Origin of the sequence: Streptomyces sp. 549, assembly GCF_030124175.1 — a bacterium.
Lineage (GTDB): Bacteria > Actinomycetota > Actinomycetes > Streptomycetales > Streptomycetaceae > Streptomyces.
In genome coordinates this window covers 193,621-205,488 of the sequence record NZ_JASKMT010000002.1, presented here as the reverse complement: position 1 = coordinate 205,488, position 11,868 = coordinate 193,621, and the positions used below count along the sequence as shown (strand labels likewise).

6 protein-coding genes and 1 pseudogene are annotated in these 11,868 nt (G+C 66.8%); 4 read left to right on the top strand and 3 right to left on the bottom strand.

Annotated features, from left to right (window positions below; translation table 11 throughout):
• The first annotated feature begins 86 nt into the window (after positions 1–86).
• From QNO07_RS03025 to QNO07_RS03015, 3 genes are all read left to right on the top strand, one after another.
• Complete coding sequence (locus tag QNO07_RS03025; protein WP_283989803.1) at positions 87–995, top strand: aminoglycoside phosphotransferase family protein; 909 nt, start codon at positions 87–89, stop codon at positions 993–995.
• Between the two features lie 103 nt (positions 996–1,098).
• On the top strand, positions 1,099–1,467 hold the full coding sequence (locus QNO07_RS03020; RefSeq protein ID WP_283989801.1) for a hypothetical protein: 369 nt from the start codon (positions 1,099–1,101) through the stop codon (positions 1,465–1,467).
• A gap of 73 nt (positions 1,468–1,540) precedes the next feature.
• The gene (locus tag QNO07_RS03015; RefSeq protein WP_283990057.1) at positions 1,541–2,872 is read left to right on the top strand and encodes a pyroglutamyl-peptidase I; all 1,332 of its coding nucleotides are present in this window, start codon (positions 1,541–1,543) and stop codon (positions 2,870–2,872) included.
• A 69-nt stretch (positions 2,873–2,941) separates the two neighbouring features.
• On the opposite strand, the gene QNO07_RS03010 is transcribed toward QNO07_RS03015, so the two are convergent.
• On the bottom strand, positions 2,942–4,093 hold the full coding sequence (locus QNO07_RS03010; RefSeq protein ID WP_502961762.1) for an ISAs1 family transposase: 1,152 nt from the start codon (positions 4,091–4,093) through the stop codon (positions 2,942–2,944).
• 136 nt (positions 4,094–4,229) lie between these two features.
• Here QNO07_RS03010 and QNO07_RS03005 point away from each other — a divergent pair.
• Positions 4,230–4,439, top strand: a pseudogene (locus tag QNO07_RS03005) (site-specific integrase); the annotation flags it as partial.
• Positions 4,440–4,531: 92 nt separating this feature from the next.
• Here QNO07_RS03005 and QNO07_RS03000 read toward each other — a convergent pair.
• Complete coding sequence (locus tag QNO07_RS03000; RefSeq protein ID WP_283989799.1) at positions 4,532–5,020, bottom strand: hypothetical protein; 489 nt, start codon at positions 5,018–5,020, stop codon at positions 4,532–4,534.
• The gene (locus tag QNO07_RS02995) at positions 4,989–11,867 is read right to left on the bottom strand and encodes a polymorphic toxin-type HINT domain-containing protein (RefSeq protein ID WP_283989798.1); all 6,879 of its coding nucleotides are present in this window, start codon (positions 11,865–11,867) and stop codon (positions 4,989–4,991) included. Before QNO07_RS02995 ends, QNO07_RS03000 begins: the two co-directional genes overlap by 32 nt.
• Position 11,868 lies beyond the last annotated feature (1 nt).

Here is an 11,868-nt window from a genome sequence, read left to right as displayed (position 1 = left end):
TGTAGCAGGTGCGGCGTTCGGACTGAGTTCGGGACGATCTGAAATCGCTTTGTGGTGATCCGATGGGGCGTCGTACGGTCGCTCCGATGAACGAGACGCCCGAGGTTCTGCCGTTGCCGGACCGGAGACCAGTCGACGCAGCGGTGGCGGGCAGGTTGATCGCCGCGCAGTTCCCGCAGTGGTCCGACCTTGAGGTCCGGCCGGTCGATACGCAGGGTTGGGACAACAGCACCTTTCGCCTCGGTGACGAGATGCTGGTGCGGCTACCGACTGCCGAGGAGTACGCGCTGGCGGTGGAGAAGGAGCACCGGTGGTTGCCGGTGCTCGCACCCGCGTTGCTGCTGGAGGTCCCGGTTCCGCTGGCCAGAGGCGTGCCCGGTGGGGGCTTTCCGCACAACTGGTCGGTCTATCGGTGGATCGGTGGCGAGCCCGCGGCCCGTGCCGTCGTCGAGGACAAGACGGCGTTCGCCATCCGCCTTGCGAAGTTCCTCGTGTCTCTGCAGCGGATCGACCCGACAGGCGGACCGGGCCCGGGACTGCACAGTTGGTTCCGAGGCGGACCACTGACGACCTACGACGGGTGGGCCCGGGCAGCCCTGAAGACGTTGGACGGCCTGATCCGGACCGAGGCCGCCGAGGAGATCTGGGAACGGGCGTTGCGAGCCTCGTGGGACGGTAAGCCAGTCTGGTTCCACGGGGACATGGCCTCGGGGAACCTTCTGGTGAAGGACGGTGCACTCGCGGCCGTCATCGACTTCGGCACCTGCGGAGTCGGAGACCCGGCCTGCGATCTGTCGATCGCCTGGACGATGCTGACCGGCAAGAGCCGGGCAGCGTTCCGCGATCGGCTAGGGGTGGACAAGGCGACCTGGGAGCGTGGACAAGGCTGGGCGCTCTGGAAGGCCCTGGTCGTCTGCGCCGGAGCGGTTCGCGATGGCGACGGCCTCCCGGCGGATGCCTCGTTCGTTCTTGAGGAGATCCTCGCCGCCCATTAGCGGCTGGACCGAACGACAAGTTGATGACAAAGCACTTGGGCAACGGCATCTCTCTTCGGAACCTACAGGAACCCCGCGTACACGATCTTCGTCCTTACCGTTCATGGGATCAGTGGGAGAACGGGACGGGGGCGCGGGCGTCGGCTGCCTGCTGGCGCTGGCGGGCGCCGGCACGGGCCTGGTCACGTGGCTGCACGGCGCACGGCCCGGCCTGCGAGGCGGCTTCGAGGGCGAGGGGCGGAACCTGAGCCTGCTCTACGTGGAACTGCCCGCCATGGTGCTGGGCGTGCCCGCCGTGGCACTCGCGGTCTGGGCCCTCACCCGTGCCCTGCTGGGCGACCGTCTGACGCCGGCCGCCCGGGCCTCCACGTCCGCCGTCGCCGGACTCACCGCCCTGACCCTGCTCGGCTGGGCCTGCATCACCTGGCTCGACCACGCCACCGGCAGCGCCGTCCCCACCACGCCGCTGTGACCCGGCGCCCCCTGTCCATCCGTTCGAGCGCCACCTAGAGTTCCGGGCGAGATCCACCGAACGGAAGGTGCTCCTGGTGCTGTTGCGCTCCCGTCTGACCGTAATCGCCGCCTGCGGAGCCCTGTTGCTGTCCGCCACCCCCGCACTCACCACCCCCGCACTCGCCGCCGACGGGTCCACCGGCAGCACACCCACCACCGCACCCGGCGCCTGCGCCCCGAACACGGACGCGCGGCTCACCGTCGAGGAGCAGCGGCTCGCCGGGCCCGTACCGCAGGAGGTGCTGAGCCGCAGCGGCTTCGACCGGGCCGCACCCGCGCTCACCCGGGCGCTGTGCGCCGCGAAGGACGCCCGCCAGGCCGAGCAGGTGGTGCAGCAGCACGGCCGTGCGCTGTGGCAGCGGGCCGTGGACCGGGTGCAGGGCCGCGGACCGGCCCGCGGCGACCTCGCCAGGGACGACGACCGCCCGCTCTACTGGGCCAGGTTGGACATGAGCCGCACGCTGCGCGAGTGGCAGCCGCGCTTCCCGCTGCCGGAGGCCGGGCGCGCCGCGCTGCTGGACCGCCTGGAGGTGGGTTCACGCGGCCAGGACACCATGCGGCTGCCCGCGGGCAAGGGCGTGAAGCGGATCGTCGTCACCGGCTTCGACCCGTTCCAGCTCGACCAGGACATCCGCCGCAGCAACCCGTCCGGCGCCGCCGCCCTCGCCCTGGACGGCACCACCATCCGCACCGCCGACGGCCCGGCCCGGATCGAGGTGGCCGTCTTCCCCGTCCGCTGGGCCGACTTCACCGACGGCACCGTCGAGAAGACCCTGCGCCCGCACTTCACCGCCGGACCCCGGCAGGCGGACCTCTTCACCACCCTCAGCCAGGGCCGCCCCGGCCGCTTCGACGTCGAACGCTGGAACGGCGCCTGGCGCGGCGGCTTCCCCGACAACGCCAACGCCTCCGTCACCGGCCAGATCCCCGTCCCGGACGGAACCGGCAGAACCGGCGGCACCCACGGCCCGCAGTGGACGTCCACCACCCTGCCGTACCGGGCCCTGACCGAGGCCGACACCGGCCCCTACCCGGTCCGCGACAACACCGAGGTGACCGAAGTCCCGGCCGGTGCCACCGAACCGGTCACCCGCCCCGACGGCCCCACCCCGGGCTCAGCCGCCCGCTCCGGGGGCGGCGGCAGCTACCTCTCCAACGAGATCGCCTACCGCGCCACCCTGCTCCGCGACACCACCGGCCTGCGCGCCCCCGGCGGCCACCTCCATACCCCGGTCCTGCCCTGGGCCCCCGGCAACACCGACCCCGACACCGGTACCCTCACCGACCCCGACTTCCTCCAGGCCCGCACCGCCATCACCACCCAGATCCGCGAAGCCCTGCGCGTGGCGGCGGGGCAGCCGTAGCGCAGGCAGCGGGACGGTGGCCGAGGAGCAGGGCGGTTGCAAAGTCTTTTGATCTTAGATCGGTGCAGGTCAGGGTAGGTCGAGGAGGTTCAGTGGTCGGCGGAAGCTGTCGTAGGACATTTCGCGGAGTCCGGCCGCGATGTACGCGTGGCCGGCGGCTCGCAGCTGGTTGATGGCGAAGCTGCGGAGGGTGGCCATGTTGTCCGGGCCGTGTCCGGTGCGGATCTTGGAGGCGTCCTCGGCGAAGGTGGTGTCGCGGACGAAGTGGAGCCGGTTCTCGATGGTCCACTGCGAGCGGACGATCTTCGCGATGCGTTCGGGGGATGCCTGGCGGCTGGTCAGATCGGTGATGACGTAGACGGTCTCGCGACTGCGTTTGCCGGTCCTGCGCTGGGTGCGGTGCCGGACGATCTTCGCGACCTGGGTGGCGTGGGGGAAGTCGACGCCGAGGCCGGTGATGGTCAGCGCCTGTACGACGCGGGTCTCCAGGCGTCCGTGGGCGTCGGTTCGGTCGTAGAACTTCGCGCTCGCCTTGTCCCAGGGCAGGGCGGCCAGCTGGCGGTGCAGGTTCTTCTGGTTGCGCTTCACGGTGAAGGCGTAGTGCGCCTTCTTCTGTTCGACGAGGAACCGGGCGTGCTCGCGCTGGCAGTGCAGGGCGTCCGCGGTGACCGTGACGCCGCTCAGGTCGTACGGCTTCAACAGGGCGTCGAAGCAGGTGATTTCGTTCGTCTTGCCTGGTACCCGCAGCTGGGTGACGGTGAGGCCGGTGCCGGTGACCGCGGCCAGCAGGTGGGCGGCCGGGGTGTCGCCGTGGCGTGAGCCGCGGGCGCTCTTGCCGTCCACCGCCAGGGTGTCGGCCCCGGCCGGGTCGTGACCGAGCAGGTCGGCGAGTCCGCCGGGGCAGGCGGCGCCCAGGACGCGGCGGATGGTCGCCGTGCTCGGTGCGATGCGCACGTTGAACACGGTCGTGGTGCGAGTTCCGAGCCGGGCCAGGGTGTCCTGCGGGGCGCTTTTCGCCCACTGGCCGATCGCGGCGAACGAGCGCGCACCAGTCAGTACCGCCGAGCACGCCACGAGCAGCACACTCACGAACGGGTGACGCTTCCCGCGCCGGTGCCGGGGATCGGCCAAGGTCCCCAGCCGCAGGACCAGCGGTCCGGTCAACCGGTGCTGACGGGTGGGCGTTTTGACCAGGCAGACGGTGGAAGACTGACGGCACATCGAAGCTCCGGGCGGTGCAGGCGACTTGATCGGTCACCGGCATCAACCGGAGCTTCGTTGTGTTCGGAGCGGGGCGAGCGGACATCGTCATACCGCCGTGACCTGCGCATTCACGAACTCACCGGGACTTTGCAATCGCCCTGCGACCGCGACCCTGCTGCTGGAGCAAGGCGTCGATCTCGTCGTCATCAAGGAACTCCTCGGCCACGCCCACATCGGCGTCACCGCCGGCGTCTACGCCCACGTACGCCTCCGCCTCCAGCGCCAGGCCATCGACACCCTCGGGGGCATCCTCAGCCAGACCGACGCCCCGGACGACCCGCCCACCGCAGCCGTCGTCCGCTGACGTTGCCGTCGCCGTTGCCGTTGCCGTCAAATCACCCAAGAAGCCCCACCGGGAATCTCCGGTGGGGCTTCTTTGACGCAACGACGTGGGCCTTATTCTTCCCTGCCCGATTCAAGGAATAGCCTCAGCTCGGTCATTCCGGTTGACCATTCAGAGATGCGATTCCCATCATCGTCGATCGCGCAGCGCGGACGCATGAAATGCCAGGGCTCTTCGGGATCAAATCTACTGTCCAGCTCGTCCAGAAATACGACCGAGTTTTGCACGTAGACATCTTCTCCGCTGCGATAGAGCGGCCAGCAGAATGCGAAGTTGCTGTTTCCCGGGTCGGTGATTGAGGAGATCAGACACGAGATCGCTGCCTCATCGTCTACGAGCACCTGCAATGCACGCTTCCAACTCCGGCGATAGTCGCTCACGCTCCAGAAGCTCAGATCCATGCGGAACGTTTCCGCAAACTCCCCGACCGTGATCCTGCCCACCGCCTCGGAGGATGCACCCTGCACATCCTCCGAGGCGGCACTATCGACCACCTCAATCGCGAAGCCGTTACTCCTTGAGGTAGTTGAGGTCTGGGTCATAGGTACCAATCCGTTGTCCTCTGCGGTTGAACATCTTCCAACCACCCGTCACGTTGTGGCCGTCAACATCGGGCGTTATGTAGTTCTTCCCATTGGAGAAAACCACCTGCCCGTGCGAGTCGAAAGGGGCCTTCTGTGCGGGAATTCTGGTCCTGTACCCAAGCCCACCAGCCCTGTCGCCGACGCTTCCAGCGTAGAGTTCCCTATTCTGCGCACTCCGACCAGCAACCGAATCCGGATGGTACGGGTCTCCCTTAAGCGCCGGAGATGAGGTATACCCCTCGGGAAGGTCGCAATTACTATTGTGAACGAGGACCGGAGTCTGCCCCGCCAGCACATAGTACGTGTGCATGTTGGCAACGGTCAGGTTGAACACTGCCGCGTCTTGCATCCAGTGGCGCACGCCTACTACCTGCAGCACCGAACCGTCCCTGGCCAGTAGGTTCTGGCCAGCTCGCAGGTCTGCGGCATCGATCCACTCGTCGAGGCCAGGGACCCAGAACGGGTGGCCGTCGGTCGCAACGACCTCGGCAGTGAGGTCGCCGTGCTGTCCGTCGATGTCGATCGTCAGGCTTACGAGCTGCTTGTCGCCTGCATGGAAGAGTTCCGCGGTAACAAGCTGAGCCTGCAGCTCGCCGGTCTCAGGATCAGCGGCCAATACCTCGTCGCCGACCTTAACGTCCTCTATTGCCTTGGAAGAACCGTCCGCCATCAAGACTTGAGTACCAGGGAGGAAACTGTTGCATTGCTTGCGGTACTGTTTTGCCAGCTTCTTCCCAAACATTCCCGCACCCTTGACAGGCTTTGCGACATCCAAGCCTACGTAGACGCAGCTTTCAACGTCCCCCTTACCGAAACACGTTTCCCATGATTCGTAATCCGGGGTAGCCCATTCCACAGCCAAGTCGCGGACAATGTAGAGCGTCTCTTTGACGGTCTTCGGCTGCACGCTGTCAATCATCGAGTTGCAGGCGTTGCCGGTATAGGTGCAACGAGGCCTAGCAGGGGCCGGCCGGGAGAGAACACCGTAGCCCCTCACGCCCACAACAGCGGATGCCTGAGCAGTACCCTTTACTGCCCCCTTGGAAGGCGTCGACTCCTTGTGCGCGATCTTGTCGTAGTTCTTCCCCTTTTTGATCGGCTTAGTGCCGCCCTTGCAGACGTACATGCCGTTTACGCATTCCTCGAAAGCCAGCCCAGTCGGGTCGGACCAGGTGACGGGATTGTTGTTGGAATACGTGTACCCATGGATCTGCTGCGGGTCGGACAGATCCATGACCGGGTCTACGGACAGGAAACGACCGATGCCGGAGTCATACTGACGGGCACCCAGGTGGACGAATCCCGTGTCCGCCGTGTCGTCCACTCCACCGACGAAGCCCTTGGTCCCAGGCCAACTCGTCGGTTGTTCGCCGCGGGGGCCCCCGAAGGGAAGGCTTCGGCGCTGCGTCATGCTCAGGTTCCCGGCTTCGATCGCCAACTGGCCGGTGCCGTGGTGGTCCGCCATGGTGAAGGTGACGGAGTTGTCGTCCGCCTGGACCGCTTGGTGTCCGCCGCCCAGCGGTATGTAGCGGGTGGCCTTCGCCTTGCTCGCGCCCTTGGGCAGGACAACATCGGTGTGGCCGAGGTAGAGAGTGGTCTCAGTGGACGTGCGCGCGATCAGGCGGTTCCCGTCCGCGTCGTACAGGTACTCGCTGACCTTGTCCGCGCTTCCTTCCACGGCCTCGGCCACCCGCACCAGACGACCTTCGGCGTCCCAGGTGAACCTCTGGGTGTCGCCGCCGACGAGTCGAGTCGCGGTGTTGCCCGCGGCGTCGTAGGTGAAGCTGTCCTGTGAGGTACTCGAAGGGGCGGTCTGGGTGACCGACGTCAACGTGTGCGCCTGCGGCTGCCCCGGGGCGGGGTACGCGTAGGCGCGCTTGATGTCCTTGCTAGCGCTACCGCCCGGGTCGTGCTGCGTCTCCGTGAGGCGGTTGCCCGCCTTGTCGTAGGTGTAGCTGTGCCAGTAGGGCGCCACTCCGCCGACCTTGTCGGAAGTGGGTGTCGGCGCGCAGGTCGACGTGCCCTGTGCCCACGCTTCGGTCAGTCTGCGGAGGTGGTCGTAGGCATAGCACTGGGTGTCCGTACCAGATCGGGACACGTCAGCGATAGCGGTGACGTTTCCTGCCGCGTCGTACCGGTAGGTGCTGTGCCGGTCGACGCCCGCAATGTTCAGGCGATCGACGCGTGAGGTGGCGAGGCGCTTTGTGCCTGCCTCATACGTATACGTGGCGAACACGTTCTTGGGGCTGTTCGCCCGGCCGAGGGCGTGCTGGAGAGGCTGGCCGATCCTCGAGTAGACCGTGGACGAACCAAACCCTTCACCCGTGACCGCCGTCGGCCGCAGAGTCTCGTCCTCGTACGTGTACGTGTACGCACTACCCGGGAGGGACCCTGCGGCGGAGTAGGACACCGACCGGGTCACTCCGGAATCCCAGAAGGCCGTACCGGTCTGGTAGGTGCCGGCAAGTGCGCCTTCGGATGCGGGAATCACCACGGCCTGCCGATAGGGCCGGTACAGGCTGTCGTAGGCCGTGACCCTGTTGATGTAGGCCTGGCCTCCGACGTAGCGGGCGGACTCGGTGAGGTGGCCCTTCGCCCCGCCGATCGTGTCGAAGGTCCATTTGGCACGCAGGGTGCCCGTCGCACTGCCTTCCCGCAGCTCCGTCTTTCGCCCGAGATCGTCGTAGACGCTGAAGAGGGTGACGTCGCGGGAGTCCGTGGCCGAGACGGCCTGCCCCCGGTCGTCGTAGGTGGTGCGGCTGACTCCCTTGTCGGGGTCACTCGTCCGCACCTGCCGCCCCAGCTGGTCGTAGGTGTAGGTCCAGACGTTGCCAGCCGGATCGGTGACCTTGGCCAACTGCCCCTTGGGAGTGTGCTGGTACTTGGTGCTGTCGAAGGGCGCATTGGCTGCCCGGTGGTGGTGCTGACGCAGCTCAGTGCTCAGGCCGCGCGCGTCTACGAGCGTTGTGGTGGCCGTGCCGCCCTCAGGCGGAAGGACCGTGGTGCGGTCACCTCCGTAGAGGGTGCGAGTGACGGCCTTCACCTGCGGCTCACCGCCGTCGCCGTTGCCGGCCACCAGGCGGTTCTCCGTCTCGCGGCCCAGACCGTCGTAGTAGTGGCGGGTCTGAGTGTCGACGGACAGAGCATTGTCGGGTCTGAACAGGTCCGAGCTGGGTGCTCCTCCGGTGAAGTAGGCAGCGTTCGTGCGCTCAGTGAGTCCGCGCTCGTCGTAGAAGACGTCCGTGAGGAGTCGACCGCCATCAGGGCCCGGGGTCTGGGTCTGGCGCTCGCGAAGCAAGCCGTCATAGATGCTGTAAGAAGCGATCTGCCCGTTGCCGCCGTTGGTCGGGGTCTGGGTTCTGACGGCGACGGGCTTGCCCTCAGTCACGAAGTACGTGAACTGAAGGCTCGGGGTCGTGGTCGTCCTCCGGTCGGGACGCCAGATCTTGCTCGAACGGCCGAGAGCATCGTGCTGGAAGGTGGTGACCTTGTTGTTCGGGTCGGTGATCGTCTTCGGCTGCGACCGCAGCAGGTTCAGGTCAGTGGTCGTCGTCTGGGCGCTCGAGGCCACCCCCGCCTTCGCCGGCGGGGTGGTCTCGGTGATGCGAGTCGGCAGACCGCTCGCCGGGCTGTAGACCGTTGTCGCCGTGCGGCCGTCGTTTCGTACCGTACGTACGGGGGCTCCGGTGCCGGTGACGGTCACCTGTGCGGTGATGTCCGTCGTCGTCAGCGGTCGCCCGTACGTGTCGTAGGTGGTTCCGGACTCGAGGTAGGTGGCCTTCCCACCGTCGTGCTCCTTCAGCACTGCGACAGCCGTCTCATCGCCCTTGGTCGGGGCTGCCCCGTATGCGCCACCGTCGTAGGCCGTACGGATGTCCTCGATGACGTCCTTGCTGCGGTCCGGGTTGGTGCCGCACCCGACAGCGACCGTCTCGACCCGTGACTCCAAACCGAGGAGATTGGCGGACGTGTTGGTCGCGTAGGTCGTCCGCATGCAGGTGTTGTCGGAGGCGACGGAGTTGTCTCCGAAGTCGTCCACCTGCGTCAGGCGACCGGCGACGGTGTCGTGCGTGTTGGACGCCGAGGTGACACGCCAGTTCGCGCCGGCCCCGTCATCGAGCGACGTCCAGCTCTTCGTGTGAGAGGTGCCGGTGAAGTGGGCAGCGATGGTTCCCCAACTGCGCACCTTCTTCGCTGTCTCGTGACGCCAGGGCCGGTTCACGGTCTTCGCCAGCACCTTGCCCGCCGGCTTGTCGAAGGTGACCGTCTTGTACTCGAACCCGCTTGCGGCATCGTGATCGGTGATCGGCTCACCCTCGCCCTCGCCGAGGGCAACACTCACCTCCTTTGTGCCCCCACTCGGTGCCTTCTTGTCGCCGTGCATGCCGCGCAGGAAGTAGCTGTCGCTCTGCGACTTGAGCGCACTTCCGCCTCCGGCGCCTCCGGTCCGAACCGTGACGTGGCCGTACCCGCGCCATTGCGACCAGGTCTTGAACTTCTCCTTCGTCAGGCCGTCGTCATCAAAATGCCAGGCGGCCCCGCCCTTGTAGTCGTACGCCACGACGGAGTCTGCGGCACCACCGGTGCGGTCCGTGGTGGTGACGGAGGTGGCGACGTACTTGTTGAACCAGTGGCGTTCCGGGTCGTCCGAGCTGGAACCACCTATGTACTGCGGAAAGCAGCGAGTGGTGTTGGTCTGCGGTGTGGGAAGGGAATTCCAGTTGCAAGCCGGGGCGGAGTAGTCGACGGTGACCTGTCCGCCCGACTCGTCGTCCACCCCGGAGAGCCGTGCCTTGATGAAGGGGGCGTAGCCGTCGCCCGTGCGGTCCAACCTGTTCGCCATCTGCTTGTAGGCGAAGGTCGTCCTGGGCAGGGTGATTTCGGGCGTCGCGGTGTGACCGGTCTGCTGCACGGAGTCCAGGAGCAGCTGGTAGTCCACGTCGGCCTGCCCCCAGCGGTGCCCCAGCTTCCAGGAGTCGACCTTGGAGTAGTCGGTGCCGTTGAGAAGGTGGGTGGTCACACCGGTAAGGCGCTTGCGCGTCCAGAAGGTGGGAGACAGGCGCCCTCGGTCGCAGTCCTCACTCGCCTTGCAGTTCAGGTCCCATGGTGTGTCGTACCAGTAGAAGGCGTCGGATTCGATGGACGCGCAGGTGGTCTTGCTGTTCGGCAGGCAGCGTTCGGCGTTGGTGAACTCGACCTTGGCCAGCGCCTTGCCGCTGTACACGGCGTTCGACTTCAGGCCGTACTCGATCCGGTCCAGGTGGCCGCCGCGGACGTAGGACGTGTTGTCCTTCGCCGTGAGGTTGCGGCCGTAGGAGTTCTTCTCCTGGTTGTAGTAGTAGGCGACGGCGTTTCCGTGGAGATCGACTGCGTAGTCCAGGTTCCACCGCCAGGCCTGCTGGCACCAGGAGTCCTTGAAGGCGGCTGCGTGGCAGGGTTCCCCAGCGTTGTTCCCGAACACGGGAGTCGTCCAAGTGGAATCCGTGGTCTCGCTGCCGGAGGACCAACCGGGAAGACGGTTGTAGCCGAAGTAGTAGCGGGTTCCCTCGGGATCGGTCAGGCGCCAGTACTCGCCGTCGTTGTCGCCGTTGGCACGGGCGGTCGAGGCGAGGCGCTTGATCCGCGTTCCGTCGTCCTTCTTCAGCTTCCATTCGTCGTCTGCGACGGGTACCAGCTCACCCCCCTTGCCGTTGAAGGTGATGAAGGCGTTGTCATGGTCCCAGCAAAGGTCGCCGGGCTTGTTGCCGTCCCCGTTCTTGACCCCGTCTTCGGCGCAGGGCTGGTAGCGGCGCTCGATGTAGCCGGGCCAGAGGTCGAAGCCGTCGCCGATCCAGGAGGACTGGTTGTTGGTGCCGCCGGTGCGGCCGTCGACCTGACCGGACGAGTACGAGAGGCCGACGTTCGGCGCAAACCCGCCGGGTACCTCCGGCACCGGCATCTCGTAGGCCCAGTTGAGGTCGCCGGTGCTGAGGTCGGTGCCCCAAGTAGCGGAAGGGGAAAGGGGCGTGGCCTTGTAGTCGCCGCTCTCTCCTTCATCGTCAGCGACCGCGGCCAGCACGGTGGGGCCGGAGGCACGCAACGTCACCGCATCCGCAGAGAGCGTCTGCTGCTCCGTGTCGTTCTCCGTCGGTACTGGCTTGCTAGTGCGGCACTCGTCACGAGTCGGGGTGGTGAGCGCACAGGCGGGCAGTTCCACGAGGGTGAGTCGGGAAGCCCATCCGCCACCGTATGCCTGGCCGAAGCTGGAATAGTCCAGGTGCACGCTTGTGACGCCCGAGATGGGTCCTGCCGCGCTCTTCGCCTCGGAGCGTGCTGCCTCCAGGCTCAGCAGCACCCCTTCGACATCAGCCCGCTCAGTCGCCTCCCGATCCAGGACGCGCGCCCGAACCGGCCCTTGCACCGCTTCCTTCGTCGCCTTCGCCCGGGCGCCGGGATGGCCTCCAGCTGCATCCGACGGCGCACTCAGCTTCACAGGAAGCCCGGCGGCTTCGTGGAGGTCGGGGGTGCGCCCTGCTGACAAGGCCGGCAACGTGACGACGGATGAGCCTGGCTTGGGCCAGGCCGCCTGCGGCTCCGCTGCCGGTGTGCGCGGGCCAGGCGTCTGCTGCCTCGGCCTGGGCTTCCCGGTGGCGCCTCCTCGGACGGGCTTCTCCATAAGGGCCGCCACGTCCGGAGGCGTGTCCACCGCCGTCGCCGTCGGCGCGTTCACCGCCTGCAGCAGTGTTCCCAGCATCACCGCAGAGGTGGCCAAGGCAAGTTGTCGTCGGAAAGCCAAGAACCTGACTGGTCTGGCCGAGCCGTTCATC

Excerpts from the sequence above, each read along its gene's own strand:
- QNO07_RS03010 (WP_502961762.1), bottom strand. The coding sequence starts at position 4,093 with ATGTGCCGTCAGTCTTCCACCGTCTGCCTGGTCAAAACGCCCACCCGT.
- QNO07_RS03025 (WP_283989803.1), top strand. The coding sequence starts at position 87 with ATGAACGAGACGCCCGAGGTTCTGCCGTTGCCGGACCGGAGACCAGTC.
- QNO07_RS02995 (WP_283989798.1), bottom strand. The coding sequence starts at position 11,867 with ATGAACGGCTCGGCCAGACCAGTCAGGTTCTTGGCTTTCCGACGACAA.
- QNO07_RS03020 (WP_283989801.1), top strand. The coding sequence starts at position 1,099 with ATGGGATCAGTGGGAGAACGGGACGGGGGCGCGGGCGTCGGCTGCCTG.
- QNO07_RS03000 (WP_283989799.1), bottom strand. The coding sequence starts at position 5,020 with ATGACCCAGACCTCAACTACCTCAAGGAGTAACGGCTTCGCGATTGAG.